The organism is Stenotrophomonas sp. X (assembly GCF_055721025.1).
In genome coordinates this window covers 811719-836924 of record NZ_CM146756.1, presented here as the reverse complement: position 1 = coordinate 836924, position 25206 = coordinate 811719, and the positions used below count along the sequence as shown (strand labels likewise).

Below are 25206 nucleotides of genomic sequence, written 5' to 3'. Positions count from 1 at the left end.
CAATGGCCAGCAGCTTATCGCAAGCAACTGAACAATGACCCTGTGGGTGCTCGGACTGAATCACCAGACCGCACCGGTGGAGCTGCGCGAGCGCGCGGCCTTCGCCGGTGAGGCGTTGCCGCGTGCGCTGGGCTCGCTGCGCGATACCCCGCAGATCGCCGAGGCGGTCCTGCTGTCCACCTGCAACCGCACCGAGCTGTACGCCGTGGCCGACTCGGCACAGGCGCTGGACCAGTGGCTGCGCAGCCAGGCCGGCGACCTGCAGGGTTATCTGTACCAGCATGCCGATGCCGAGGCTGTGCGCCACCTGTTCCGGGTCGCCACCGGGCTGGATTCGATGGTGCTGGGCGAACCGCAGATCCTCGGCCAGGTGAAGGACGCCTGGTCGACCGCGCGCGACCATGGCCTGCTCGGCCAGCGCCTGGACCGCCTGTTCCAGCAGACCTTCTCGGTGGCCAAGCGGGCGCGCACCGATACCCAGGTGGGCGCCAACCCGGTATCGGTGGCGTCGGCCGCGGTGCGCCTGGCGCAGAACGCGTTCGCCCGGCTGGACGACTCCACCGTGCTGCTGGTCGGTGCGGGCGAGACCATCGAGCTGGCTGCACGGCACCTGAGCGAAGGCAAGGTGCGGCGGCTGCTGATCGCCAACCGCACCCTGGCCCACGCGCAGGAACTGGCCAGCCGCCATGGCGGCGTGGCCCTGCCGCTGACCGAACTGGACCGTCACCTGGGCGAGGCCGACGTGGTGTTCTCGGCCACCGCCGCGCGCGAGCCGGTGATCCATCGCGAGATGGTGGCCAAGGCCCTGCGTGCACGCCGGCACAAGCCGATGCTGCTGTTCGACCTGGCCGTTCCGCGCGACATCGAAGCCGAGGTCGGCACGCTCAACGATGCCTTCCTCTACACCGTCGATGACCTGGAGCGCGCGGTGGAAGACAACCGCCGTGGCCGCCGCGAGGCCGCCGCCGAAGCCGAGGCGATCATCGACCTGCAGGTATCGCGTTACGTCGAGACCCAGCAGGCCAGTGCCCATCAGGCGCCTTTGCGGCAGCTGCGTGCGTTCGGCGAGGCCACCCGCGCCGAGTTGCTGGAGCGCGCACGCCAGCAGCTGGCCAACGGCAAGCCCGCCGACGAAGTGCTGGAACTGCTGGCGCACGGCCTGACCAATCGATTGCTGCATCCTCCTACCGCTGCCCTGCGCGCTGCCGCACTGAGCGGCGATGCCGACCTGACCCGCGCCGCCGAGCGCCTGTTCCCGGCCACGCCGGGCTACCACCACCCACCCGTGAGACCCGATGACGCCGACCCTGCGCCGTAAGCTGGAAGCGCTGGCCGAGCGCCGCGAAGAACTGGAACGCCTGCTCGCCGAACCCGACGTGGTCGCCGACAACACCCGTTTCCGCGACCTTTCGCGCGAATTCGCCCAACTTGAACCGGTCGCCACTGCACTGGCCGATGAAGCCCGTGCCAAGGCCGACCTGGCCGCCGCCGAAGGCATGCGCGCCGACCCCGACCTGCGCGAGCTGGCCGACGAGGAAATCGCCGCCGCGCAGGCGCGCCTGCAGGAACTGGAGCAGGAGCTTGCGCTGCTGCTGGTGCCGCGTGACCCGCGCGACGAAGGCAACCTGTTCCTGGAAGTGCGCGCCGGCACCGGCGGCGACGAAGCCGCGATCTTCGCCGGCGACCTGTTCCGCATGTACGCCCGCTATGCCGAGCGCCAGGGCTGGAAGGTCGAGATCGAATCGGACAACCCCGGCGAGCATGGCGGCTACAAGGAAGTGGTGGCGCGTGTGGTCGGCCGGGGTGCGTTCTCGCGACTGAAGTTCGAATCGGGCACGCACCGCGTGCAGCGCGTGCCGGCCACCGAATCGCAGGGCCGGATCCATACCTCGGCCGCGACCGTGGCGATCATTCCCGAGGCCGACGAAGTCGATGACATCGTCATCAACCCGGCCGACCTGAAGGTGGATACGTTCCGCTCGTCCGGCGCCGGTGGCCAGCACGTCAACAAGACCGAGTCTGCGATCCGCATCACCCACGTGCCGACCGGCGTGGTGGTGGAGTGCCAGACCGAGCGCAGCCAGCACGCCAACCGCGACAAGGCGATGAAGCGCCTGAAGGCGCAGCTGCTCGATGCCGAGCGCCAGCGCCAGGACGCGGCACAGGCCGAGTCGCGGCGCCTGCAGGTCGGCAGCGGCGATCGCAGCCAGCGCATCCGCACCTACAACTTCCCGCAGGGCCGGATCACCGACCACCGCGTGGAAGGCCTGACGTTGTACGACCTGCCCAACATCCTGGCCGGTGACCTCGACCCGCTGCTGCAGCGGCTCAGCCACGAACACCAGGTCGATGCCCTGGCCCAGCTGTCGGCGGGCTGAGCACGATGACGGCCTGGCAGCAGCGGCAGCACCTGCAGCAGGCGATCGCACGCCAGCCCGGCGACTTCGTCGCCTGGGTGATGCTGGCCGACCTGGAACTGGAAGCCGGCGACATCGCTGCCGGCGAGCAGGCCGCACGACGCGCCCTGCAGCTGCGCCCCAACCACCCCGAAGCGCTGGCGCGGCTGGGGCGCGTGGCGTGGATGGCCGGCGCGCACGCCGACGCGGCGAAGCTGCTCGGCCAGGCCTCGGCATTGGCCCCGCAGCACCCGGGCATCGCGTTGTGGCTGGGCCACGCGCTGGAAGATGCCGATGATGCCGAAGGGGCGGCGACGGCCTATCGCCGCGCGCATGCGCTGATGCCGGGCGAACCCTATATCGCGGCCCAGCGCCTGGCCTGGCAGCGCCGCCTGTGTGACTGGCAGGACGTGGACACGCTGGCTGCGCAGGTACGTGCCGCGCTCGCTTCCGGGCAGGGTGCAGTGGAACCCTTCGCCTTCCTCAGTGAAGACGTAAGCGCTGCGGAGCAGTTGGCCTGTGCGCGCGCACGCGCCGCGGTCGTTGCGTCGGCGGTGCGCCCCCTTCCTGCAGTGAAGGTTCGCGAGCACGGCGCGTTGCGCGTCGGCTTCCTCTCCAATGGCTTCGGCGCCCATCCCACCGGGCTGCTGACCGTGGCCCTGCTCGAACACCTGCGCCATGACCCGGCGCTGCAGCTGCACCTGTTCGCACTGAACCGCGCCGATGGCAGCCGCATCCGCGAACGCCTGCAGGCTGCGGCCCGCCTGCATGACGTGGCCGCACTGCGGCATGCCGACATCGCGACCCGCATCCGTGCACAGGGCATCGACCTGCTGTTCGACCTGCGCGGCTGGGGGGGCGGCGGCACGCCCGAAGTGCTGGCCATGCGCCCGGCCCCGTTGCAGCTGAACTGGCTGGCCTACCCCGGCACATCAGGTGCGCGCTGGCTGGATGCCGTGGTCGCCGACGAATTCGTGCTGCCGGCATCGCTGGAACCTCACTTCAGCGAACGCGTCCTGCGCCTGCCACGTGCCTTCCAGCCCTCGGACAACACCCGCGTACTGGAACCGGCACCGTCCCGCGCCGAGTGCGGGCTGCCCGAACACGGCGTGGTGTTCTGCTGCTTCAACAACAGCTACAAGCTCAACCCGCGCAGCATGGGCCGTGCCTTCGCGGTGCTGCAGGCCGTGCCCGGCAGCGTGCTGTGGCTGCTGTCCGGGCCCGGCAAGGCCGATGCCCGCCTGCGTGCGGCCGCGCAGGCCGCCGGCCTGGATCCAACGCGGCTGGTGTTCATGGCCAAGCTGCCGCATCCGCAGTACCTGGCCCGCTATCAGCTGGCCGACCTGTTCCTCGACACACATCCCTACAACGCGCACACCACCGCCTCCGATGCGCTGTGGGCCGGCTGCCCGGTGCTGACCTGCCCGGGCGATACCTTCGCCGCGCGCGTGGCCGGCAGCCTCAACCATCATCTGGGTCTTTCGCGGATGAACGTTGCCGACGATGCGGCGTTCATCGCCACCGCCAGCGCGCTGGGCAACAACCCGGCGGCGCTGGCAGCGTTGCGAGCCGAACTGGCGCAGGCACGCGAAGACAGTGGTGTATTCGACATGGCAGGTTTTGCCCAGGACCTTTCCGCCCTGCTGCAGACGCTGGCGGGCGAGCAGGGCTGGCAGGGCGTCGACACCCCCTGAGCAACCGCTGCGTTACGCTCCGGCTTCCTCCCCGCGTGACGTAACGATGGCCAAGCTCAAGCGCAAGGACTACGACGAACTGCTGCTGCCTTTGCAGCTGGAACTGACCGCCATGGCGCGCTGGGTGCAGCACAGCGGGCAACGCCTGCTGGTGCTGTTCGAGGGACGTGATACCGCAGGCAAAGGCGGTGCGATCCAGGCCATCAGCCAGTATCTCAACCCGCGCCAATGCCGGGTGGTGGCGCTGCCCAAGCCCACCGACCGCGAAGCCACGCAGTGGTACTTCCAGCGTTACGCCGCGCATCTTCCCGCCGCCGGCGAGATCGTGCTGATGGACCGCAGCTGGTACAACCGTGCCGGTGTTGAACGGGTGATGGGTTATTGCAGCGAAACCGAGTACCAGCAGTTCCTGCGCCAGGCGCCGGTGTTCGAACAGCTGCTGGTGGACGACGGCATCCTGCTGTTCAAGTACTGGTTGTGCGTGGACCAGGAGCAGCAGGAAAAGCGCTTCGCCGAACGCCATCTCGATCCGCTGAAGGGCTGGAAGCTCTCACCGGTCGACCTGAAATCGCGCAGCAAGTACAGCGCGTACACCGAGGCCCGCGAGGCGATGCTGCGCGCGACGCATCGCGAGGCGGCGCCGTGGACGCTGGTGGACTTCAACGACCAGCGGCTAGGCCGGCTGACCCTGGTGCGAAACCTGCTGGACCGGTTGCCGGACACGCGGGTGGACGCACCGTTGCCGGAGCTGCCGAAGCTGAAGGGCAAGCTGCATCGCGAGCACTTCGATGTGCTGAAGCCGATCGAGGACTTCCCGGTCGAGGATTAGGGTGGGTCGGCAGGGCCTGCCGCCCTCCACCTGCGGTAGTGCCGGCCGCTGGCCGGCAACAGCAACAGCAACAGCGTGCATTCCGTGGGTAGCTGGGCCGGTGCCGGAGTGCGGGGACGCCGCAAGTACGTCCCTGTAGGCTTGGCAGCCGCATCCATGCGGCTGACACCCCGCACTCCGGCACCGCCCCACCTCTGACAGATTCCGGCGATCTGGTAGATCCACGCCATGCGTGGATGAATCTCCATTGAAATCGAACATTTCGACAATGGAACGAAGAGCATCCACGCATGGCGTGGATCTACGTGTCGACCAAGGTCGACACCCACCAAGAGCAGGCCATCCCATTCCGACAGATCGCGGAGAACTGTCAAAGGCGGGGTGGGTCCGGTTGCGGGGGCGTGAGCCGCATGGATGCGGCGACCGAGCCTACAGGGACGTATTTACGGCGTCCCCCGCAACCGGACCCACCCCGCCTCCCCACAGGAAACCCTCTTGGGCTGTTGCTGTTGCTGTTGCTGTTGCTGTTGCTGTTGCTTTTGCTGGGGTTGCCGGCCAGCGGCCGGCACTACCGCAGGTGCAGGGCTGCAGGCCCTGCCGACAACCCCACTACTTTGCAGCAGCGATCTGCTTTTCGATGTCGGCGGCGGTCACCGGGCCAAGGAACGTGTGCGCCAGCTTGCCCTGCGGGTCCAGCAGATGCGTCAGCGGCAGGCCGCGCGGCGTGGCGAAATCCGCCGGCGGATCGTAGGGATCCACGATCACCATCGGATAGGTCACCGGATGCTTGGCCAGGAACGACTGCATCTCCGGCACTTCGATGTCCTCGTAAGCCAAGCCGACCACTTCGATGTTGCTGCGCATCGCATGCAGGGCCGACAGCTCGGGCATCTCCTTGCGGCACGGCGCGCACCAGGTGGCCCAGAAGTTCACCACCACCCACTTGCCGCGATGCGCGGCCAGGTCGTAGTCGCTGCCATCCACCGCCTTCATCTTCAGTGTCGGGAACTCGGCGGTGGTGCGCTCGGCCGGGGTTTCCTCGACCGGTGCCGTGCTCGGCGTCGGCGCCTGTGCCGGCGGCTGGCTGCTGGCCGGTGCCGGCTCCTGGGCCGGTTTGCAGGCCGCCAGGGCCAGCAGCAGGGTCAACGGGAGCAGCAGCGGCAACGACGTCTTGCGGGTCATGGGGTGTCTCCAGAGTCGGTATAGATATCACTGACCTTGCGCTTCAGGCGTTCGCGCAGGGGCAGTCGCAGGTCATCCAGCGCCGCCAAGGCGGCACGGCCCAGGCTGTCGTCGCGATACGGCAGGTGCTGCTCGGCTACCGGGATGCGCAGCTGGGTGCATTCGTACAGATCGGCCAGGCTGACCTGGTCCAGGTCGCGCGACAGCAGCCACTCGCCGCGCTCATCGCGGCGCAGCAGGTCGATCTCCTGCAGGTTGCAGATCAGGTCCTGCAGCAGTGAATCGGTCAGCATCGGCTCCAGCCGCAGGATTTCGTCATCGGCCAGGCCTTTGCCCTTGGCCCGTGCATGCTGGAAGCGGCCAAGCAGGCGCAGCAGCCCATAGAACTCGTACCCCTGTGGCAGGCGCAGCTCGACCGGCTGGTAGCGGAAGGCGGCCATCGAGGAGGCCAGCGACGCACCCAGCAGCACCGCCACCCAGCACAGGTAGATCCACAGCAGCAGGATCGGCACGAAGGCGACCGTGCCATACAGCTTCTGATAGGACTGGAAGCTGCCCAGATACGCGCCGATGCCCCACTTCACCAGCTCCAGGATGACCGCCGCCAGGATCGCGCCGGGCACGGCATGCCGCCATTTCACCGTGTGGTGCGGTACCACACGGAACATCAGCGTGATGCAGACGAACTCGATCAGGATCGGTGCCAGCCGCAGCGCCAGTTCGGCCAACCAACGGCCCTCCTGGGTACCGAACAACGGCATCGCGAACACCCTCGCCGATACTGCCAGCGACGCGGCGGCAAGCATCGCGCCCAGGGTCAGCACGGTCCAGTAGACCAGGAAGCGGGTCAGCTTGGGCCGGCTCGAGCCGACCCGCCAGATCTGGTTGAAGGTCTCTTCCACGCTGTTGAGCGTGATCAGCAGTGAAGCGACCAGTGCGATGAAGCCGGCGGCGGTCAGCTGGCCGGCACTGGCCGAAAACTGCCGCAGGTAACCCTCGGCCGCGCGCGCAGCGGAGGGCACGAAGTTGGAGAAGACGTAGTCGCTGAGCTGGTCGCTCCAGCGGTCGAAAACGGGGAAGGCCGAGAGCACGCCGAACACCACGATGGCCAGCGGCACCAGCGCGAACACCGTGGTGTACGCCAGCGCCGCCGCTGCCTGGAACAGGCGGTCGTCGAGGAAGCGATGCCACAGGAAGCGGCCGAAACTGATGGCCCGTGCGCGATCCCGCGCGCGCTCCATCCACAGGTTGAGCGTATCCAAAGGTTCCATCGGTGGAAGGGTACCCGATGCGGAATGCTCGCAGGATAGCCATACTGGTGACCACACGACGAGGAGAAGCGGGCACGATGGGCGAGATTCTGGTGCTGTATTACAGCCGGGGCGGTTCGGTGGCACGGCTGGCGCGCCAGATCGCGCGGGGCATCGGCGAAGTGCCGGGCATGACAGCGCGCCTGCGCACGGTGCCGCCGGTGGCCGCAGTGACCCAGACCGCGCAGCCGCCGGTACCCGACGATGGCGCCCCCTATGTAAGCGTGCAGGACCTGGTCGAATGCCAGGGCCTGCTGCTCGGCAGTCCGACCCGCTTCGGCAACATGGCCGCGCCGGTGAAGCATTTCCTGGATGGGCTGGGCGCCGAATGGGTCAATGGCACCCTCTCCGGCAAGCCGGCCGGCGTGTTCACGTCCACCGCATCCATGCATGGCGGGCAGGAATCGACCCTGCTGTCGATGCAGGTGCCGCTGCTGCACCATGGCTGCGTGATCGTCGGCATTCCGTTCACCGAACCGGCGCTGAGCCACACCACCAGCGGTGGCACGCCCTACGGCGCCAGCCACGTCGCCGGTGCCGCCGACGACCCGCAGCCGACCGACGACGAAGCCGTGCTGGCGCGCGCGCTGGGGCGCCGGGTGGCCGGCATCGCGCAGCGGTTGGCCCGATGAGCGCCGCGCCGCGCACGGTCCTGCTGCTGGCCCTGATGGGGCTGGCCGCGCTGTTCGCCGGCTGGTTCATCAATGACAAGCACTGGTTGGCGACCCAGCTGGTGTTCACCGCGCCGCCGCTGGCGCTGGCCATCGCCGTGCGCCTGGGCTGGCGCAAGGCCGGATTCTGGGCCTCGGTCCTGGCGCTGGGCTGGTTCAGCCACGGCGTGATGAGCGCCTGGAGCCATCCGGAAACGCGCTGGCTGGCGCTGATCGAGATCGCGCTGGCCCTGCTGGTGATCTTCAGCGCCAGCCTGCCCGGCCTGCGCGCCCGCTTCGGCAAGCAACGCTGACGCTGCGCCCGCTGGGCCGTATCATCTGCATTCCTGGCCCCGCGCCGCAGTACCTGTCCTGGTTTCGCGCATGCACATGATGGAAGAGCTCCTGGTCGTCACCACCGGTGGCACGATCGACAAGATCTACTTCGACGACAAGTCGGACTACCAGATCGGCGATCCGCAGATCGGCATGATCCTGCGCGAGCTGGGCGTGACGTTCCGCTTCAACGTGATTCCGATCCTGCGCAAGGATTCGCTGCACATCAACGATGAGGACCGCGAGCTGATCCGCGCCACCATCGCCGCGCAGCCGACCCGGCACGTCCTGGTGACCCACGGCACCGACTCGATGGTGCAGACCGGCAAGGTGCTGGCGACAATCCCCGACAAGACCATCGTGATGACCGGCGCACTGAGCCCGGCACGCTTCCGCGGCTCGGATGCCGAGTTCAACATCGGCTGTGCGATCGGTGCGGTGCAGTCGTTGCCGAGCGGCGTGTACATCGCGATGAACGGGCGGATCTTCGACCCGCAGCACGTGCGCAAGAACGTGGCCGCGAACCGCTTCGAGTCGGTCTGAGGAACCGCGTGCCGACCAAGCTCGGCACCTGCCAGAGCGCTGCCCTTGTAGTGCCGAGCCATGCTCGGCAACCGCGTGCCAGCGCGGCACAACGGTCCGCAGCCAGAGCAGCCGAGCATGGGCTCGGCCCTACAGAAGCAAGAACGCCCCGGCCAAAGCCAGGGCGTGCCCTTGGAGAGGGACTTGGGCTCAGTACTGGGCGTTGAGGGTCACGCCCGAGAAGGTGCTGTAGGCCTTCACCCGCACATACCACGTGCCAGCGGCAGGGCTGTTGATGGTGCAGGTCTCGCTGTTGCCACTCAGGTACGGACGGCAGGTGTAGCTGGTATCGGTCGGGGCACTGCCCTGGCGCACGTACAGGTCGGCATCGCCGCTGCCGCCACTGATCGTCACGCGCAGCTGGCTGCTACCGGCCGGAACGGCGACGGTGTAGTTCAGCTCGGCACCGGTCGCGGCGCCCAGGCCGGTCACCGGCACGTTGTTCTGCAGCACGTTGCCACCCGGGTTCGGGTTGCCACCGCCGTTGATCGCCGCATCCACGGCCGCGTTGGCGTCGACGATGCCGGCGCCGCAGCCACCCGAGCAGGCGCCCGGCAGCGGGCGTGCAGTGCTCTTGATGATGCTTTCGACCTGTGCCGGACTCAGTGCGCTCGGCGCCACCGACTGCATCAGCGCAACCACGCCGGCCACGTGCGGCGCCGCCATCGAGGTGCCGTTGTAGGACGCATAGGTGGCGCTGCCCGGCGTGGTGGTGCCGGTGTTGAGGGTGGACAGGATGCTCTGGCCCGGGCCGGAAATGTCGATGCCGGCACCGTAGTTGGAGAAGCTGGCACGCGCACCGGCCGAGGTCGTAGCCGCCACCGCGATCACGTTCGCGCAGTTGGCCGGCACCGACGAGGACACGTTGGTGTTGCTGTTGCCGGCGGCGACCACCACGGTGGTACCACGGCTGACCGCGCCGTTGATGGCGTTCTGGTAGGTGGCCGAGCAGGTGCCGCCACCACCCAGCGACATGTTGATGACCTCGGCCGGGTTGGCGTTGGCCGGCACGCCACTGACGGTGCCGCCAGAGGCCCACACGATCGCGTCGGCGATGTCGGAGGTGTAACCGCCGCACTTGCCCAGCACGCGCACCGGGACGACCTTGGCATTGAACGCAGTACCGGCCACGCCGGTGCTGTTGTTGGTCACCGCCGCCACGGTGCCGGCGACGTGGGTACCGTGCCAGCTGGAGTTGGAGGCCGGGATGCCCGAGCCGCACTCGTTGGCGCCGTACCAGTCGCCCTCGTCATTCGGGTTGTTGTCGCGGCCACCGCCATCGCGCGCCATCGCGGCATCGCTGATGAAGTCATAGCCAGGCAGGATGTTGGCGTTGAGATCGGGATGGTTGGTGATGCCGGTATCGATCACGGCCACCACCACGCCAGTGCCGGTGGCCTTGTCCCAGGCCGGCCGCACGTTGATCGACGCGTTGGAGGTACCGAAGCCCCACTGTTCGCTGAAGCGGGTGTCATTCGGGGTCAGCGTCGCACGCATGATCTGGTCGACTTCGACGTATTCCACGTTCGGGTCGGCGGCGAGCTTGCGCATCAGCAGCTCGGATTCGGCCTGGTCAAGCGGGCGATCGGTCCTGACCAGGGTCGGGCCAACGGCCAGCTTGCGAACCTCCTGCAGGCCCAGCGCGCGGCCCCGGCTGCTGGCCAGGCCGGCGGCGGCAGTCTTCAGCGAAGAGGCCAGTGCGGTGGTGTTGGCCACCGGCGCACTGCCGTCGCGGTACTTCACGATGAAGCGCTGGTGCGTCGGCGCGGACTGCAGGCCGCTGAGCTGGACGTCACCGGCCAGCGCAGGCGTGGCCAGCAGCAGCGATGACAGAACGGACGCACCAAGGACCACCCACACTCGACGCACACGCGGTTGCGTTACCTGGGACATCAGTATTTCCCTTTCTTGTGGTGTGAATGCCGGAATCGGCAGAAGCACCGGCCCGAACCCTTGGCTGGCTTGCGTTGGCGAGGTTCGAAGTCCGATGAGTCAGCGGATCCCCCTAACGATCCGCCGTACATATGACGCTAATGGCCGAAACCGGACACCACAAGATTTTCAGCGTCTTTTCAGCAAGATGAAATGTTCGTTCTGAGACTTTTCGGGTCGAGGGTTTGTGAAGGTGAAGGAACTTTCTCGTGTCCTGCACAGACCTGACTGGGTCGTCACGTGTCCTGGAATGACTTTGCCGACATCGGCGTCCACCGATCCGGGGTCAGATCCCTTTCTCACGCGGAAAGGGATCTGACCCCTTGGCCCGAAACGCAGAAAGCCCGTCGCGGGGACGGGCTTTCCAGAAGCGCAGCCGGGCGCGGGCCCGGCTCTACGATTCGATGTGGGCGATCAGCCCAGCTTGACCAGCCAGTTGTGGCGGTCCGGCAGGCGGCCGTACTGGATATCGGTCAGTTCCTTGCGCAGCGACATGGTCACTTCGCCGGCCGGCGCGTTGATGTCGCCCACCGAGAAGCCCTCGCCCTTCAGCTGGCCGATCGGAGTGACCACCGCGGCGGTGCCACAGGCAAACACTTCGCTGATCGCACCGGAGGCGACGCCGTCCTTCCACTCGTCGATGCTGACCTTGCGCTCTTCGACCTTCATGCCACGGTCGCGGGCCAGCTGCAGGATGCTCTCGCGGGTGATGCCCTCGAGGATGCTGCCCGACAGTTCCGGGGTGACCAGCGTGCCGTCCTTGTAGACCAGGAACACGTTCATGCCGCCCAGTTCTTCCAGGTACTTGCCTTCGACCGGGTCGAGGAACAGTACCTGCGAGCAGCCCTGCGCCTGCGCCTTCTGCTGCGGGAGCAGCGAGGCGGCGTAGTTGCCACCGCACTTGGCGGCACCGGTGCCGCCCTTGGCCGCACGCGCGTACTCGGTGGACAGCCAGATCGACACCGGGGCAACACCCTTGGCGAAGTACGGGCCGGCCGGGCTGGCGATGACGTAGTAGCCGGCCTTGTGCGCGCCGCGCACGCCGAGGAAGGCCTCGTCGCCGATCATGAACGGGCGGAAATACAGGCTCGACTCATCGGCCGAAGGCACCCAGTCACTGTCGACGGCGATCAGCTGCTTCAGCGATTCGACGAAGATCTCCACCGGCAGTTCCGGCAACGCCAGGCGCTGCGCCGAACGCTGCAGGCGACGGCCGTTGGCATCCGGGCGGAAGGTCCAGATCGAACCGTCGGCATGACGGTAGGCCTTGATGCCTTCGAAGATTTCCTGGCCGTAATGCAGCACGGCGGCGGCCGGGTCCAGCTGCAGCGGGCCGTAGGCGCGCACGTTGGCATTGTGCCAGCCGGCATCCTTGTCCCAGCGCACTTCCACCATGTGATCGGTGAAGTGCAGGCCGAAGCCCGGCTTCTCCAGGATCTTGGCGCGCTCTTCAGCGCTGCGCGGGTGGTCCGAACGGGTGACGGCGAAGCTGGGGATGGACTGGGACACCGGAGGATTCCTGTTCTGGTTGCGGGTAGTGCCGGGCCCGCGTCACTGCGGGCCCTGGGTCAAAGCATGCCGGTCTCTAGCCGGGCCGCCTCGGACATCATGTGCTGGTTCCACGGCGGGTCGAACACCAGGTCGACGTCGGCCTCGGCCACCGTTGGGATCATTTCAAGCTTGCTGCGCACGTCGTCGACCAGGATCTCGCCCATGCCGCAGCCCGGGGCGGTCAGGGTCATCTTCACGTCGATCTCGCGCTTGCCCTCATCCAGGTGCTTGATCTCGACTTCATAGACCAGGCCCAGTTCCACGATGTTGACCGGAATTTCCGGATCGAAGCAGGTGCGCAGCTGCTGCCACACCAGCTGCTCCACCTGTTCATCGGTGGCGTCGGCCGGCAGCTCAAGCGGCGCCGGTGCCTCCTTGCCGATGGCATCGCCGTCCTTGCCGGCGATGCGGAACAGGTTGCCCTCGACGAACACCGAATAACTGCCGCCCAGCGCCTGGGTGATGTACCCATAGCTGCCGGCAGGCAGGGTCACGGTGTCGCCCTGCGGGACCATCACGGCCTCGCAATCGCGTTCGAAGTGGACAGGTTCGCTGCTACGGGAATACATGGGGACCGATATGGGGCCGTGGCCGTGGCCACGCAAGACGGCATTCTAGCCCAGCCGCCCCCGCACCGCCGGTGCACTGCGGCAAACCACAGTATCCTGTGGGTGATCTTCTGGGAGCTTCGATGTCCTCCAATGCCGCGCGTGCCAGGACCGTGACCTGGCTCTGGCCCCTCATGCTGCTGCTGGGCCTGTTTGTCGCTCCCCTCGCCTGGATGGTCCTGGCGCTGATGACCGGCCGGCAGGTCGGCTGGATGGCGGTGCTGGCCGCCCTGGAACTGGTGTTCATGCTGCGCCTGGGCACGCTGGGCCCAGGCCGGCTGCGCGTCGCCCTAGTCGTGCTCGGCACCCTGCTGGTGGCCGCCGTGGCCAACTGGGCCATCGCCAGCGCCTGGATGGGCGGCTCGATCGGCCTGGACCTGTGGGATGCCACCACGCGGATGGGCCCGCACCTGGCCTGGACCCTGATCAGCCTGGCCAACGGCGCGGTGGAATGGCTGTGGCTGGCCGTGGCCGTGGCCGTAGGTGCCTGGCTGGCGCGCTGAGCGCGCAGATCCACGCCACGCGTGGATGAGGGTAGCGCCGGGCCATGCCCGGCGAGCGCAGCGGTCCGCACGAAACGCCGCCGGGCATGGCCCGGCGCTACCGGTACGGCCTCAATGCCCGCCGTCGAGCGCCTTCAGCTCGCTCACCAGCGAGGCCGCCGCTTCGGCGCCGTCGCCATAGAGCATGCGGGTGTTGTCGGCGTAGAACAGCGCATTCTCGATGCCGGCAAAACCGGTGCCCTTGCCGCGCTTGATCACCACCACGTTGCGCGCGTTGACCACGTCCAGCACCGGCATGCCGTAGATCGGGCTGGCCGGGTCGGTCCGCGCCACCGGATTGACCACGTCGTTGGCACCGATCACCAGCACCACGTCGGTATTGGCGAATTCGGGGTTGATGTCGTCCATGTCGGCGATCAGGTCGTAGGGCACGCCGGCCTCGGCCAGCAGCACGTTCATGTGCCCGGGCATGCGCCCGGCCACCGGGTGGATCGCGAACTTCACTCTCACGCCACGCTGGCCCAGCCGCTGCGCCAGTTCCCAGATCTTGTGCTGGGCCTGCGCCACCGCCATGCCGTAGCCGGGCACGATCACCACGCGCTCGGCAAAGGCCATCATCGCCGCGACGTCCGACGCTTCGATGGGCTTCTGCGCGCCGGTGATCGCCTGTGCCTCGCCTCCGGCACCGCCGCCGAAGTTGGAGAAAAGCACGTTGCGGATCGGCCGGTTCATTGCCTTGGCCATCAACCGGGTCAGCAGGATGCCGGCCGCGCCGACCATCATGCCGGCGATGATCAGCGCCTCATTGCCCAGCACATAACCTTCGAAGGACACCGCCAGGCCGGTGAACGCGTTGTACAGCGAGATCACCACCGGCATGTCGGCGCCACCGATCGGCAACGTCATCAGCACGCCCAGTGCCAGCGCCAGCACGAAGAAGGCGACGATCGCCCAGGTATTGAGCGTGCTGGCCGCGATGATCGCCAGCACCACCACCGCCAGTGCCACCAGCAGGTTCATCACCTGCTGGCCGGGCCAGGTCACGCGCTTGTCCAGGCGCCCATCCAGCTTGGCCCAGGCGATCACCGAACCGGACAGCGACACCGCACCGATCGCCGCGCCGACCACCGCCAGCAGCAGCACCATGCCCGACGGCTGGCGCGCGGCCAGGTCGGCCAGCGCCTGTGCACTCCAGTGGCTGGTATCGCGGTTGGCAAGGAAGGCATAGCGCAGTAGTTCCACCGCACCGATCGCCGCCGCCGAGCCACCGCCCATACCGTTGTACAGCGCCACCATCTGCGGCATGTCGGTGATGGCAACCTTGCCGGCCGACCACCAGGCCAGGCCGGCGCCCAGCAGCAGCGCCACCAGGATCAGCGGCACGTTGTGCAGTTCAGGCAGGAAGAAAGTCGCCACCGTGGCCAGCAGCATGCCCAGCCCGGCCCAGCGGATGCCGCTGCGCGCGGTCAACGGCGAAGCCATGCGCTGCAGGCCCAGCAGGAACAGCGTGGCGGCGACGAGGTAGCTGGCCTTGACCAGCCAATCGAGCAGTTCGACGGTGCTGATGTTCAAGCCTGCGGCTCCTTCGGCTCGTCCCTGCCGCCCTTGGGCGCGCTCGGCTTGAACATTTCCAGCATGCGCGCGGTGACCACGTAGCCACCGGCGGCGTTGCCGGCACCGAGCACCACGGCAAGGAAGCCCAGCGCCTTCTCCAGCGGCGTCTGCGCATGCCCCAGCACCACCATCGCACCGATCAGCACGATGCCGTGGATGAAGTTGGAGCCCGACATCAGCGGGGTATGCAGGATCACTGGCACCCGCGAAATGATCACGTGGCCGGCGATGGCCGCCAGCATGAAGATGTACAGCGCCACGAACCCGTCACTCACTGGCAACGCTCCCGCTCTGTCTTCGTCGCCCCATCATAACCACGGGCTGAACCCGCGCGCACCCGACGTCAACCGCAGCGACGCTCACGCGTTGTCGATGGTGACCCCGAGCGAGGAACCGTACCCTGTGCTGGTGAGCAGCCCCGTCCCCCCGAGCGCCGAGACCGATGCCCTGCCGGCATCGCTGGAGGCGTTCCTGGCCAGCGTCGGCCCGCGTGCGTTCCGCTTCGCCGAGGCCGGCCTGCGCCAGCGCGAAGACGCCATGGACGCCGTGCAGGATGCGCTGCTGCGCATGCTGGACTACGCCGACAAGCCGGCGGCCGAATGGGCGCCCCTGTTCTGGAGCATCCTGCGCCGCCGCGTGATCGACCTGCAGCGCCGGCGCCGTTTCCGCCTGCCGTTCTGGCGCGACAACCAGGACGCCGACGGAGGCGGGATCGACTGGGCCGACCCCGGCCCGGACCCGGCGCAGGCGCACGAACAGCGCCAGCAGTACCAGCAACTGGTGCAGGCGCTGCGTACCCTGCCCGCACGCCAGCGCGAGGCCTTCACCCTGCGCGTGCTGCAGGACCTGGACGGGGCCACCACCGCCCGCGCCATGGGCTGCAGCGAAGGCGCGGTAAAAACCCATCTGGCACGCGCCCGGCAGGCGCTGCAGGACTACCTGGAGACCCACCCGTGAACCGCTCCCTGCCCTCCGATGACATGCTGCGCAACCTGCACGCGCAGTCGCTGCAGGCGCTGTCACCGGCCACGCTGGCACGGCTGCGCCTGGCGCGCCACGGCGCCAGCACAGCTCGTCACGGGCGCTGGCGCTGGTGGCTGACCAGCGCCTGCTCTCTGGTGGTGGCGCTGGGGATCGGCCTGCAGTTCAGCGGCCACAGCCCCCTGTCGCCCGCCGTGCCGGCACCGGTGCTGGCCTCGGTGGAAGACAACAGCGCGCTGTACGACGAAAATCCCGATCTGTACCTGTGGCTGGGCGATACCGACCTGGCGATGGAGTGAACCATGTCCCGACTGCATACCCTGCCGCTGCTGTTGACCCTGTTGCTGCTGCCGGTCTTCCCGGTACTGGCGCAGAGCGCAGCGCCCGCGCCTGCTGCACGCCCTGCGCCGGGCGCCACGCTGCCTGCGTGGGAGCAGCTGAGCGAATCCCAGCGTGAGTCCCTGCTGGCGCCGCTGCGCGACCGCTGGAACAGCGCCGATGCCGGCCAGCGCCAGCGCATGCTCTCGCATGGCCAGCGCTGGCAATCGATGAGCCCGGAGGAACGCGACAAGGCCCGCCGCGGCCTGCGCCGCTTCGAGCACATGAGCCCGGAACAGCGTGAGCAGGCCCGGGCCCTGTTCGGTCAGATGCGGGATCTGCCGCCCGCGCAGCGCGACGCACTGCGCGAGCGCTGGTCGCAGATGACGCCGGAGCAACGCAAGGACTGGGTGCGGGAGAACCCGCCGCCGGCGAAGCCGCGGTAAAGGCAACGTTCAACCCTTTGTGGAGCCGAGCCCACGCTCTGCTGCTCTATCGCGCCTGCGCAAGCCGAGCATGGGCTCGGCTCTACAGGAGGCAATGAGGTTCACCCCTGCCAGCGTGTCTTCGCCAGCAGTTCGTCGTCCCAATCGAAACCGAGCTGCCCGTCGCGCACGAACAGCGCAACGAAGTTGAGCAGGTTGCGCGCATACATCTCGCTGGCCTGGGTCGCGCCGCGGCTGGCCAGGCCCAGCGGACCGTCGATGGTCACGCCCTGGTGTTCGATGCACTGCCCCGGCAGGGTCAGTGCGCAGTTGCCGCCGCTTTCCGCCGCCAGGTCAACAATGACGCTGCCGCTGGCCATGCCTTCCACCATCGCAGCGGTCACGATGGTCGGCGCCGGGCGGCCGGGTACCGCAGCCGTGCAGATCACCACGTCCACACTGCGCAGGTGGTCGGCCAGCCGACGCTGCTGCTCGGCGCGCTCGTCATCGGTCAGCGCCCGCGCATAGCCTCCCTCGCCCGCCGCGCTGACCCCGAGGTCGAGGAAGCGTGCACCCAGTGACTGGATCTGCTCGCGGGTTTCCGGGCGCACGTCGAAGCCTTCCACCTGTGCACCGAGGCGGCGCGCAGTGGCGATGGCCTGCAGACCCGCCACGCCGGCACCGATCACCAGCACCTTGGCCGGCCGCACGGTGCCGGCCGCAGTGGTCAGCATCGGGAAGAAGCGCGGCGCGCGTTCGGCGGCGATCAGCGCCGCCTTGTAGCCGGCCATGCCGGCCTGCGAACTGAGTACATCCATTGCCTGCGCACGGGTGGTGCGCGGCAGCTGCTGCAGCGGGAACAGCTGCAGGCGACCATCGGCCGCCAGCGCGGCCAGCGCCGGATCGCTGGCCGGGGCCAGCAGGCCGACCACGCTGGCGCCGGGCTTGAGCTGTTCCAGCACCGCCGCAGGGGGGGCCTGCACGCACAGCAGGATATCGATCTCGGCCCAGCGGCCCGCGTCGAAGACGCGTGCACCGGCATCGTCATAGGCGGCGTCGGTGAAACCAGCGGCCAAACCCGCGCCCGCCTCATACCAGACGGCAATGCCCAAGGCCCCGAGCCTGCGCGCGGTCTCCGGCGTCAGTGCCACGCGCCGTTCGCCCGGCGCGGTCTCCTTGATACCCAGCAACGCCACGGCCATGCAGGTCCCCGCTGATCGGTGAGTTTCCCGATCCTAGCAGGCAGCCCCCGCTCAGTGCAGCGTGGCGCTGCCCGGGTCGAGGCGATCGATCACGCCCTGCATGGCGCTGTCGAAGGCGCCATCATCAACGTGGGCACGCAGGCGGCCCAGCCGCATCATCACCGCCAGCTCTTCCGGCGAGGCCACGCAGAAGCGCACGCCGCGACGGTTGACGAACAGCAGGCGCGAGGAAATCGGGCTGACCCAGGACAGCTTGCCCGCCTGCACCTTGCCATCCTTGTCGACGAAGTCCAGCCAGTTGCCGATTTCCATGCGGCGGAAGCGGTCGGCATCGGCGTTGTCGAAATCGTCGGCGTCAATCTGCCCGCCAAGCTCAACCGCCGGCGATTCAGCCACTGGCGGCGCGGGCAAGGCAACCTGCGGCAGCTCCGGCAGCGCACGCTGCAGTTCCGGCCGCGATTCGGCGATGCCCTGCAGGGTGTCATGCAGGGCATCAATGGCGGCGGTGGCCGCATCGCCGTGCACGCCGACGCTGGCAAACACCTTGGCCAGCACCGGCTGCCAGGCCTGCAGCCACGGCTTGCCGACGATCTGGCGGCGGGCCTCGGCCACTTCCTCCAGCAGGCCATCGCCAAGGCTCAATGCCTCGGCCACCGACGCGCCTTCTTCTCCCTCGCGCAGCAGCGCCAGGGTCAGATGATGCTGCCACGGCTGGCGCAGGAACTCGGCAATGGCCGGCGGCAGCGTGGCGTCACCGATGCGGCGGTCCAGTTCCGCACCGGCCCGGCTGCGGGCCATTTCCAGCTTTTCCTGGCCGCGCTGCGTTTCTGCGGCACGGCGCTCGGCGATTTCCACGCGGCGGCGATGCTGCACCAGGAACTCGCGGAATTCCTCTTCCAGGGTCAGGAAGATCGCCAGGTTCTCGTTGAACTCGGCCACCAGGCGCTCGATGATCTCTTCGACCTTGGCCATCAGCATGCGCTCGGCCTGGCTCTCGCCGGTGTTGCCCTCGCAGGCCTCGGCCAGCGAGTTGAGCAGCTTGCGCGCCGGGTGGGTCTTCTGCACGAACATGCGGCGGTCGAGCATGGCGACCTTGACGAAAGGCACCACCAGGCGGCCGATCAGTTCGCGCGAGCGGCCTTCCAGTTCACGCTCGTCCAGCATCACGTCGAACAGCATGCCGACCAGGTCGATGGCGTCCTCATCCTGCGGGTCCAGCCGGGTCTGGCCCGGATCGACGCCAAGCTGGGTGGCGCTGGACAGCACTTCGCTCTTCAGGCGCTGCGCCAGCGATTCGCCGTCCTCGCCGATGGCCGCGCGCAGGGTGGCGCTGGGCGTGGCCTGCAGCAGCGACAGCACCGACATCATTTCGCGCTGGCTGAGCGGGCGCTGCTGGCCAACCGCCACCTGTGCCGCAGACGTGGCGTCCTCACGCACGTGGCGGGTCTGCTGCAGCAGTTCGTGCAGCGCTTCCAGCAGCATGCCCTGCTGGCCAGCGTAGGCCTCGCCGGTGGCGCCGTCATCGCCGCCCAGGTGCTGCTGCATATGCCCGCGGCGCTCGGACCAGCGGGCGGCGAAGCGCTGCGCCCAGGCCGGTGCGGCCTGCTCGTCATCGCTGAACCCCGGATCGACGCCCGCGCCTTGGCGACGCTCGACCAGCTCATCCAGCATCCCGGCCATGCGCGGATCCGGTGCCGGCGGTTGTGGGCGCTGCGGAGCCCCCATCTGCGACATCACGCCGGCTGCGGCCAGCTGCTCGTCCAGCTTCTCGTAGATGCGACCGACCGGTGCACGCAGGTCGCGCTCGCACAGCTTGATCAGCACCAGATGCACTTCCGGGGCCAGTTCACAGCCGGCAAAGGCTTCGTGGATGGCCACGCCCAGGTGTTCGGGGCTGATCGGATTATGGTCGGCGTCCAGTTCCGCGCCGCCGATCAACCGGCCCAGGCGGCGATCCAGCCGCGCCAGCACCGGCTTGAAGTCACGCAGCAACACAGTGGCGAAATTGCGCACCGCCAACCGTGATTCCAGCACATGCTCGGCCAGCAGGCTGAGCCCATCCTCGGCCGGCCCGGACAGGGTCGCCTCGGCTGACAGCGGCTCACCAGCCTCCAATGCGGCCCAGGCCTGCTGCAGGTGGCCTGCGAAAGCGGCCGCGATGTCCTCACGGCGCCGGCGCAGTTCGCGCATCGCGTCCAGGAACAGCAACTGCGACGAGCCGGCATTGCCGGCGCGGTCGAACAGGGCATCGTCGAAACGCGCCAGTGCCGCCCCGAAGGCCTGGCACAGCGCGGGCAGGACCATGTCCCGGGCACGCTGGAGCTGGGCCGGGTCAGGGCCCGGCGATCCCATCGGTGTGGGCACGCTCATCATTCGGGAAGGCTCCCCACCTTCTCTGGTACGACAGACAGCATGGACATCGCGGCTTCCGGCACACCCCATGTACCGGAACGTCGATGGTAGGCCGGCCAGCCCGTCACGGACAGTGAAACAGTCCTCACTTCAAACCTCATGACCGGCGGCCCGGCAAGACAGATATCGTAAGCCGTGCGAGGCCCACGAGGCGAGGGGAAGCGGCTGTCCGTTTCCCGCCAGTGGCATGATGTTCATCACAGTTTGGTATTCAAGGGCCGGACGCGACACAAACGGCGTCATTGACCACCCCGACTATAATCAAACGCCCGTGATGACCGGTTCAGACTCCATGCCCGATCCTGCTGCCCTGCTCGCCCTGGATGCCCGCCGCTCGGTGCCCTCGCGGCAACTGGGCGAGCCCGGGCCGGACCCGGCCACCCTGCAGCGGATGCTGGCCTCGGCGGTGCGCGTGCCCGACCACGGCAAGCGCGTGCCGTTCCGCTTCCTGAAAATCGCAGGCGATGCACGTCACACTCTGGGCGAGTTCCTGGCTGAACGCAGCCGCCAGCGCGACCCACATGCGGGCGAGGCCGTGTTCGAGAAGGACCGCCAGCGTTTCAGCCACGCACCGCTGGTGATCGTGGTGGTGGCCAGCCCGCGGCCGGACCCGAAGGTGCCCGAACAGGAACAGCTGATGACCGCCGGCTGCGTCTGTTTCGCCCTGCTGCAGGCCGCGCAGGCGCTGGGTTTCGGCGCGCAGTGGCTGACCGCCTGGATGGCCTTCGATCCGGCCGTGCAGGCCCACCTGGGCCTGGTCGACGGCGAACGCATCGCCGGCTTCATCCACATCGGTACGCCCAAGGCCGACGTACCCGAGCGCGAGCGCCCCGACCCGGCGGCCCTGCTGCGCGACTGGACGCCCCCAGCATGACCCCGCCGGCCGCCCCGCCGTCGCTGTACCTGGTTGATGCCAGCATCTACGTGTTCCGTGCCTGGCATTCACTGCCAGACCAGTTCCAGGACGCACAGGGCTGGCCCACCAATGCGGTGCACGGCTTCGCCCGCTTCCTGCTGGACCTGCTCGAGCGCGAGCGCCCGCGGCACATCGCCATCGCCTTCGACGAAGCGCTCGACAGCGGTTTCCGCCACCGGCTGTATCCGGCCTACAAGGCCAACCGCGAGCCGGCACCGGAGGCGCTCAAACGCCAGTTCGTGCACTGCAAGGCGCTGTGCGCGGCGCTGGGCCTTGCGGTCCTGGCCCACCACGAATACGAGGCCGACGACCTGATCGGCAGCGCCCTGCACGTGCACCGGGGCAGCCATCGCGGGGTGATCATCTCCGCCGACAAGGACCTGTCGCAGCTGCTGGTCGACCATGACGAGCAATGGGACTACGCCCGCAACCAGCGCTGGAACGTGGCCGGGGTGAAGGCGCGGCACGGCGTGCACGCGCACCAGATCGCCGACTACCTGGCGCTGTGTGGCGATGCGGTGGACAACATTCCCGGTATCAGTGGCGTCGGCAGCAAATCGGCCGCCGTGCTGCTGGCCCATTTCGGCAGCATGGATGCGCTGTTCGAACGACTGGACGAAGTGCCGTTCCTGCGCCTGCGTGGCGCTGCACAGATGGCAGTGCGGCTGCGCGAGCAGCGCGAGCACGCCCAGCTCTGGCGCCAGCTGACCACCATCGCGCTGGACGCGCCGTTGGAGGGCAGCCAGCCCGGGCTGCTGCGCCAATCGGCCGATCCAGAGCTGCTCGGTGGCCTGTGCCAGACCCTGCGCTTCGGCCCGATGACCCGCCGCCGGCTGTTCGACGCCGCCGGCGTGGCCGATCCTCTTCCCTCCCACAGCGAGCCCGCATGAGCCAGCGCAATACCGAAGCCCCGCGCGTCGTCTACGAAGGCAAGTACCAGCGCATGCTGGTGCGCGGTACCTGGGAATACAGCGAACGCACCCATGCCGGTGGCCTGGCCGCGATCATCATCGCCGTCACCCCGGAGGACAAGGTGCTGTTCGTCGAACAGTTCCGTGTACCGCTGCAGGCGCCCACCATCGAAATGCCGGCCGGCCTGGTCGGCGACATCCACGCCGGCGAATCGATCGAAGTCTCGGCGGTGCGTGAACTGGAAGAAGAAACAGGTTGGACCGCCGATCACGCCGAAGTGCTGATGATCGGCCCGACGTCTTCCGGCGCCAGCAGCGAGAAGATCGCCTTCGTGCGCGCTACCGGCCTGCGCCGCATCGGCGAAGGGGGCGGTGATGACAGCGAGGACATCACCGTGCACGAGATTCCACGCAATGAGGCTGCAGCGTGGCTGGTGCAGAAGATGGGCGAAGGATACGAGCTGGACGCCAAGCTCTGGGCCGGGCTGTGGATGATCGAGCACCACCTGGACGGGCGCCCGCGTGGCTGACGCGGACCTGCACAGGCTGCCTGCGTTGCTCGGCGCCGACGACCCGGCGATCTACACGATCCACCGGGCGCAGGGCGTCTCGCCCTACCTCCTGCTGGCCGACCACGCCGGCCAGCAGGTGCCGCGTGCGCTGACCGGGCTCGGCCTGCCCCAGGCCGAGCTGGACCGCCATATCGGCTGGGACATCGGCATCGCCGGCACCACCCGTGCACTGGCCGAACGGCTCGATGCCTGGGCGATCGAACAGACGTACTCGCGGCTGCTGATCGACTGCAACCGCCCACTGGCCTCACCGACGCTGATCCCGGAGGTGAGCGACCGCACCGTGGTGCCGGGCAATGCCGGGCTGTCGGCGGTGCAGCGCCAGCAGCGCATCGATGCGATCCACGCGCCGTACCATGCACGCATCGAGACCGAGCTTGATGCGCGCCGTGATGCCGGCCAGCCCACCCTGCTGGTGATGATGCACAGCTTCACCCCCGTGATGAACGGCACGCAGCGGCCCTGGCACGCCGGCGTGCTGTACCACCAGGACATGCGTTTTGCCCATGCCCTGCTGCAGGCATTGCGCGAAGAAGGCGACCTGGTGGTGGGGGACAACGAACCGTATTCGGTCAGCAGTACCAGCGACTACGCGGTGCCGGTGCATGGCGAAGGTCGCGGGCTGGTGCACGTGGAACTGGAGATCCGCCAGGACCTCATTGCCGATATGGCAGGGCAGCAGGCGTGGGCCGAGCGGTTGGCGCGGATCTTCAGCGCGCTGCAACCGGAGTTGCTGGCGCTGGGTTGAACGCGCGTGCATCCATGCCGAACCGGTAGTGCCGGCCGCTGGCCGGCACATCCTTCCACGGCAACCCCTTCAATCATGCCTCGTTGGCCGGGCAGACGGCACCGGCCGATTCGGCCGGTGCCGGGCGCAGGCCCAGCGCGATCACCACGCCGAACAGTGAAAACAAGGCGGCACCGTATTCGGCGCGCACCAGCCCGGCCAGTGCACTCGGCGAACCGGCTGTACCGGCATCGGCATTGGCCACCATCACCAGCACGGCCAGGCCCAGCGCACCACCGATCTGCTGCGCGGTCGCCGCCATGCCAGATGCAACACCCTGCTGTGCGGACGGCACTCCCTGCCCGGCCACGATCCACATCGAGGTCCAGGTCATGCCCTGGCCGATGCTCAGCACTACCACGCCCGGCAGCAGCGGCCAGAAGTTCGCGCCGTGCGGCAGCGTCGCGGCCACCCAGGCGATACCGATGGCCCCGGCCAGCTGCCCGATCACCAGCACCTTGCGCGCGCTCCAGCGCTGCAGCGTCCACTCGGCCAGCTGGATGCCGACCGTGCACACCGCAGTGGCGGGCAGGAACGCCAGGCCGGCCTGCAGCGGGCTCCAGCCGTAGCCGTCCTGGAAGTACAGCGCCATGAAGTAGTACTGCACCCCATAGCTGCTCATGAAGGCGGAGGTCAGGCCCAGTGCCGCGCGCAGTCCGGGCAGCCGCAGCAACGCGAACTGCATCAGCGGATCGCGGCTGCGCTGTTCGATCTGCACGAACGCCACCAGCAGCAGCACCGACAGCAGCAGGCAGCCCAGCGTGGCCGGCGCAGTCCAGCCCCACTCCGGCCCTTGCACGAGGGTAGTGACCAACAGGCTGCCGCCGGCAGTGACGGTGATGCAGCCGGCCAGATCGAACGAGCGGCCCTGCGCACGCGGGCCATCGGCCGGCAACCACGCACCCGCAGCCACCGCGCAGGTGGTGGCCAGCGGCACGATCACCGCCAGCACCGCCGGCCAGCCGAACGCCTGGGTCAGCACGCCACCGAGCAGCGTGCCCAGCGCCAGGCCCACCGCGCTGGCCATGCTCCAGATCGCAAGTGCACGGTTGCGCACCGGACCTTCCGCATACAACGTGTTGATCAGCGCCAGCGTGGCAGGGAACAGCAATGCCGCGCCGATGCCCTGCGCCGCACGCGCGATGATCAGCAGGGTGGCGTTCGGCGCCAGCGCGCCGAGCAGCGATGCCAGTGCGAACAGCAGCATGCCCAGCCGGTAGAAGCGGCGGCGGCCGATCAGGTCGGCGGCACGCCCGCCCAGCAGCAGGCTGCCGCCAAAGGCCACGGTGTAGGCACTGACCACCCATTGCAGCTGCTGTGCATTGATCTCCAGCGCGCGCCCCATGTCATGCAGGGCGACGAAGATGATGGTGGCGTCCAGGGCGATGATCAGCTGGGCGGTGGCCAGCAGGGCCAGCGCCCAGCGCGGGTACTTGAGGGGAGGCATCGACGGTCCGGTGCTGTGGGGGAGCGCAGTCTCATTGATGCAGAGCTA

At 68.3% G+C, this 25206-nt stretch carries 25 protein-coding genes; 15 read left to right on the top strand and 10 right to left on the bottom strand.

All coding sequences use genetic code 11. From position 1 onward, the window contains the following. Window positions 1-34 precede the first annotated feature (34 nt). The 4 genes from hemA to ppk2 are packed head-to-tail and all read left to right on the top strand — an operon-like array spanning window position 35 to window position 4919. Window positions 35-1318 carry a glutamyl-tRNA reductase gene (hemA, locus tag ACZ75I_RS03725; RefSeq protein WP_180868706.1) on the top strand — a complete coding sequence of 428 codons (1284 nt, stop codon included), beginning with the start codon at window positions 35-37 and terminating at the stop codon, window positions 1316-1318. Then, on the top strand, window positions 1296-2378 hold the full coding sequence (prfA, locus tag ACZ75I_RS03720; RefSeq protein WP_014036080.1) for a peptide chain release factor 1: 1083 nt from the start codon (window positions 1296-1298) through the stop codon (window positions 2376-2378). Before hemA ends, prfA begins: the two co-directional genes overlap by 23 nt. A gap of 5 nt (window positions 2379-2383) precedes the next feature. Then, window positions 2384-4090 (top strand): O-linked N-acetylglucosamine transferase, SPINDLY family protein, encoded by a 1707-nt coding sequence (locus ACZ75I_RS03715; protein WP_472958722.1) that lies wholly within the window; start codon window positions 2384-2386, stop codon window positions 4088-4090. A gap of 46 nt (window positions 4091-4136) precedes the next feature. Then, on the top strand, window positions 4137-4919 hold the full coding sequence (ppk2, locus tag ACZ75I_RS03710) for a polyphosphate kinase 2 (protein WP_346476624.1): 783 nt from the start codon (window positions 4137-4139) through the stop codon (window positions 4917-4919). A gap of 609 nt (window positions 4920-5528) precedes the next feature. On the opposite strand, the gene ACZ75I_RS03705 is transcribed toward ppk2, so the two are convergent. Together ACZ75I_RS03705 and ACZ75I_RS03700 are read right to left on the bottom strand one after the other, a co-directional pair. Then, complete coding sequence (locus tag ACZ75I_RS03705) at window positions 5529-6101, bottom strand: TlpA family protein disulfide reductase (RefSeq protein WP_346476623.1); 573 nt, start codon at window positions 6099-6101, stop codon at window positions 5529-5531. After that, complete coding sequence (locus ACZ75I_RS03700) at window positions 6098-7372, bottom strand: YihY family inner membrane protein (protein ID WP_005415390.1); 1275 nt, start codon at window positions 7370-7372, stop codon at window positions 6098-6100. The genes ACZ75I_RS03705 and ACZ75I_RS03700 overlap by 4 nt, the downstream gene beginning before the upstream one ends. 77 nt (window positions 7373-7449) lie before the next feature. Here ACZ75I_RS03700 and wrbA point away from each other — a divergent pair, with 77 nt between their 5' ends. The 3 genes from wrbA to ACZ75I_RS03685 all read left to right on the top strand — a co-directional run bounded on the left by wrbA (window position 7450) and on the right by ACZ75I_RS03685 (window position 8940). Beyond that, window positions 7450-8043, top strand: coding sequence for an NAD(P)H:quinone oxidoreductase (gene wrbA / locus ACZ75I_RS03695; protein ID WP_049438254.1), 594 nt, complete (start codon window positions 7450-7452; stop codon window positions 8041-8043). Beyond that, window positions 8040-8375: a DUF2069 domain-containing protein gene (locus tag ACZ75I_RS03690; protein ID WP_005415388.1), complete on the top strand. Its 336-nt coding sequence runs from the start codon at window positions 8040-8042 to the stop codon at window positions 8373-8375. Before wrbA ends, ACZ75I_RS03690 begins: the two co-directional genes overlap by 4 nt. Before the next feature lie 79 nt (window positions 8376-8454). Next, window positions 8455-8940, top strand: coding sequence for an asparaginase domain-containing protein (locus tag ACZ75I_RS03685; RefSeq protein ID WP_010481766.1), 486 nt, complete (start codon window positions 8455-8457; stop codon window positions 8938-8940). A gap of 189 nt (window positions 8941-9129) precedes the next feature. Here ACZ75I_RS03685 and ACZ75I_RS03680 read toward each other — a convergent pair whose 3' ends face one another. The 3 genes from ACZ75I_RS03680 to sufT all read right to left on the bottom strand — a co-directional run bounded on the left by ACZ75I_RS03680 (window position 9130) and on the right by sufT (window position 13031). Next, a complete protein-coding gene (locus tag ACZ75I_RS03680; protein ID WP_472958721.1) occupies window positions 9130-10872 on the bottom strand; it encodes a S8 family peptidase in 1743 nt (580 codons plus the stop codon). Window positions 10873-11325: 453 nt separating this feature from the next. Further along, a complete protein-coding gene (locus ACZ75I_RS03675; protein ID WP_005412326.1) occupies window positions 11326-12420 on the bottom strand; it encodes a branched-chain amino acid aminotransferase in 1095 nt (364 codons plus the stop codon). 59 nt (window positions 12421-12479) lie between these two features. Next, a complete protein-coding gene (gene sufT / locus ACZ75I_RS03670) occupies window positions 12480-13031 on the bottom strand; it encodes a putative Fe-S cluster assembly protein SufT (protein ID WP_005415385.1) in 552 nt (183 codons plus the stop codon). 122 nt (window positions 13032-13153) lie between these two features. On the opposite strand from sufT, the gene ACZ75I_RS03665 reads away from it, so the two are divergent. Next, window positions 13154-13573: a membrane protein gene (locus tag ACZ75I_RS03665; protein ID WP_032953950.1), complete on the top strand. Its 420-nt coding sequence runs from the start codon at window positions 13154-13156 to the stop codon at window positions 13571-13573. A 111-nt stretch (window positions 13574-13684) separates the two neighbouring features. Here the strand turns inward: ACZ75I_RS03665 and ACZ75I_RS03660 are convergent, their stop codons facing one another. Both ACZ75I_RS03660 and ACZ75I_RS03655 read right to left on the bottom strand, forming a co-directional pair. Continuing rightward, on the bottom strand, window positions 13685-15145 hold the full coding sequence (locus tag ACZ75I_RS03660) for an NAD(P)(+) transhydrogenase (Re/Si-specific) subunit beta (RefSeq protein ID WP_472958720.1): 1461 nt from the start codon (window positions 15143-15145) through the stop codon (window positions 13685-13687). Further along, complete coding sequence (locus ACZ75I_RS03655) at window positions 15142-15462, bottom strand: NAD(P) transhydrogenase subunit alpha part 2 (RefSeq protein ID WP_005415382.1); 321 nt, start codon at window positions 15460-15462, stop codon at window positions 15142-15144. Before ACZ75I_RS03655 ends, ACZ75I_RS03660 begins: the two co-directional genes overlap by 4 nt. A gap of 97 nt (window positions 15463-15559) precedes the next feature. Here ACZ75I_RS03655 and ACZ75I_RS03650 point away from each other — a divergent pair, with 97 nt between their 5' ends. From ACZ75I_RS03650 to ACZ75I_RS03640, 3 genes are read left to right on the top strand one after another with little or no spacing between them, the layout of a single operon-like run. Beyond that, on the top strand, window positions 15560-16144 hold the full coding sequence (locus tag ACZ75I_RS03650) for an RNA polymerase sigma factor (RefSeq protein ID WP_180868698.1): 585 nt from the start codon (window positions 15560-15562) through the stop codon (window positions 16142-16144). Then, window positions 16141-16467, top strand: a complete 327-nt coding sequence (locus tag ACZ75I_RS03645; protein WP_472958719.1) for a hypothetical protein — start codon at window positions 16141-16143, stop codon at window positions 16465-16467. Before ACZ75I_RS03650 ends, ACZ75I_RS03645 begins: the two co-directional genes overlap by 4 nt. A 3-nt stretch (window positions 16468-16470) precedes the next feature. Further along, window positions 16471-16932 carry a DUF3106 domain-containing protein gene (locus ACZ75I_RS03640; protein WP_061480123.1) on the top strand — a complete coding sequence of 154 codons (462 nt, stop codon included), beginning with the start codon at window positions 16471-16473 and terminating at the stop codon, window positions 16930-16932. Between the two features lie 101 nt (window positions 16933-17033). Here the strand turns inward: ACZ75I_RS03640 and ACZ75I_RS03635 are convergent, their stop codons facing one another. Together ACZ75I_RS03635 and ACZ75I_RS03630 are read right to left on the bottom strand one after the other, a co-directional pair. After that, window positions 17034-18113 carry an NAD(P) transhydrogenase subunit alpha gene (locus ACZ75I_RS03635; protein WP_111201060.1) on the bottom strand — a complete coding sequence of 360 codons (1080 nt, stop codon included), beginning with the start codon at window positions 18111-18113 and terminating at the stop codon, window positions 17034-17036. 51 nt (window positions 18114-18164) lie between these two features. Next, a complete protein-coding gene (locus ACZ75I_RS03630; protein WP_472958718.1) occupies window positions 18165-20486 on the bottom strand; it encodes a DUF1631 domain-containing protein in 2322 nt (773 codons plus the stop codon). A 331-nt stretch (window positions 20487-20817) separates the two neighbouring features. Between ACZ75I_RS03630 and ACZ75I_RS03625 the strand changes: the two genes are divergently transcribed. From ACZ75I_RS03625 to ACZ75I_RS03610, 4 genes are read left to right on the top strand one after another with little or no spacing between them, the layout of a single operon-like run. Continuing rightward, the gene (locus ACZ75I_RS03625) at window positions 20818-21399 is read left to right on the top strand and encodes a nitroreductase family protein (RefSeq protein WP_061480136.1); all 582 of its coding nucleotides are present in this window, start codon (window positions 20818-20820) and stop codon (window positions 21397-21399) included. Continuing rightward, the gene (locus tag ACZ75I_RS03620; protein ID WP_180868696.1) at window positions 21396-22331 is read left to right on the top strand and encodes a 5'-3' exonuclease; all 936 of its coding nucleotides are present in this window, start codon (window positions 21396-21398) and stop codon (window positions 22329-22331) included. Before ACZ75I_RS03625 ends, ACZ75I_RS03620 begins: the two co-directional genes overlap by 4 nt. Continuing rightward, entirely contained in the window at window positions 22328-22882 is a 555-nt protein-coding gene (locus ACZ75I_RS03615) for an NUDIX hydrolase (protein WP_061480126.1), read from the top strand. Before ACZ75I_RS03620 ends, ACZ75I_RS03615 begins: the two co-directional genes overlap by 4 nt. Continuing rightward, a complete protein-coding gene (locus tag ACZ75I_RS03610) occupies window positions 22875-23672 on the top strand; it encodes an N-formylglutamate amidohydrolase (RefSeq protein ID WP_180868694.1) in 798 nt (265 codons plus the stop codon). The genes ACZ75I_RS03615 and ACZ75I_RS03610 overlap by 8 nt, the downstream gene beginning before the upstream one ends. A 73-nt stretch (window positions 23673-23745) precedes the next feature. On the opposite strand, the gene ACZ75I_RS03605 is transcribed toward ACZ75I_RS03610, so the two are convergent. Next, on the bottom strand, window positions 23746-25158 hold the full coding sequence (locus ACZ75I_RS03605) for an MFS transporter (RefSeq protein WP_180868692.1): 1413 nt from the start codon (window positions 25156-25158) through the stop codon (window positions 23746-23748). Window positions 25159-25206: the final 48 nt, after the last annotated feature.

What these genes read in the sequence shown, in the direction of transcription:
- ACZ75I_RS03685 (WP_010481766.1), top strand. Translation starts at nt 8,455, where the DNA reads ATGGAAGAGCTCCTGGTCGTCACCACCGGTGGCACGATCGACAAGATC.
- ACZ75I_RS03680 (WP_472958721.1), bottom strand. Translation starts at nt 10,872, where the DNA reads ATGTCCCAGGTAACGCAACCGCGTGTGCGTCGAGTGTGGGTGGTCCTT.
- ACZ75I_RS03615 (WP_061480126.1), top strand. Translation starts at nt 22,328, where the DNA reads ATGAGCCAGCGCAATACCGAAGCCCCGCGCGTCGTCTACGAAGGCAAG.
- ACZ75I_RS03715 (WP_472958722.1), top strand. Translation starts at nt 2,384, where the DNA reads ATGACGGCCTGGCAGCAGCGGCAGCACCTGCAGCAGGCGATCGCACGC.
- ACZ75I_RS03625 (WP_061480136.1), top strand. Translation starts at nt 20,818, where the DNA reads ATGCCCGATCCTGCTGCCCTGCTCGCCCTGGATGCCCGCCGCTCGGTG.
- ACZ75I_RS03640 (WP_061480123.1), top strand. Translation starts at nt 16,471, where the DNA reads ATGTCCCGACTGCATACCCTGCCGCTGCTGTTGACCCTGTTGCTGCTG.
- ACZ75I_RS03690 (WP_005415388.1), top strand. Translation starts at nt 8,040, where the DNA reads ATGAGCGCCGCGCCGCGCACGGTCCTGCTGCTGGCCCTGATGGGGCTG.
- sufT (WP_005415385.1), bottom strand. Translation starts at nt 13,031, where the DNA reads ATGTATTCCCGTAGCAGCGAACCTGTCCACTTCGAACGCGATTGCGAG.
- ACZ75I_RS03605 (WP_180868692.1), bottom strand. Translation starts at nt 25,158, where the DNA reads ATGCCTCCCCTCAAGTACCCGCGCTGGGCGCTGGCCCTGCTGGCCACC.
- ACZ75I_RS03700 (WP_005415390.1), bottom strand. Translation starts at nt 7,372, where the DNA reads ATGGAACCTTTGGATACGCTCAACCTGTGGATGGAGCGCGCGCGGGAT.
- ACZ75I_RS03620 (WP_180868696.1), top strand. Translation starts at nt 21,396, where the DNA reads ATGACCCCGCCGGCCGCCCCGCCGTCGCTGTACCTGGTTGATGCCAGC.
- ACZ75I_RS03665 (WP_032953950.1), top strand. Translation starts at nt 13,154, where the DNA reads ATGTCCTCCAATGCCGCGCGTGCCAGGACCGTGACCTGGCTCTGGCCC.
- ACZ75I_RS03635 (WP_111201060.1), bottom strand. Translation starts at nt 18,113, where the DNA reads ATGGCCGTGGCGTTGCTGGGTATCAAGGAGACCGCGCCGGGCGAACGG.
- ACZ75I_RS03650 (WP_180868698.1), top strand. Translation starts at nt 15,560, where the DNA reads ATGGTGACCCCGAGCGAGGAACCGTACCCTGTGCTGGTGAGCAGCCCC.
- prfA (WP_014036080.1), top strand. Translation starts at nt 1,296, where the DNA reads ATGACGCCGACCCTGCGCCGTAAGCTGGAAGCGCTGGCCGAGCGCCGC.
- ACZ75I_RS03705 (WP_346476623.1), bottom strand. Translation starts at nt 6,101, where the DNA reads ATGACCCGCAAGACGTCGTTGCCGCTGCTGCTCCCGTTGACCCTGCTG.
- hemA (WP_180868706.1), top strand. Translation starts at nt 35, where the DNA reads ATGACCCTGTGGGTGCTCGGACTGAATCACCAGACCGCACCGGTGGAG.
- ppk2 (WP_346476624.1), top strand. Translation starts at nt 4,137, where the DNA reads ATGGCCAAGCTCAAGCGCAAGGACTACGACGAACTGCTGCTGCCTTTG.
- ACZ75I_RS03630 (WP_472958718.1), bottom strand. Translation starts at nt 20,486, where the DNA reads ATGATGAGCGTGCCCACACCGATGGGATCGCCGGGCCCTGACCCGGCC.
- wrbA (WP_049438254.1), top strand. Translation starts at nt 7,450, where the DNA reads ATGGGCGAGATTCTGGTGCTGTATTACAGCCGGGGCGGTTCGGTGGCA.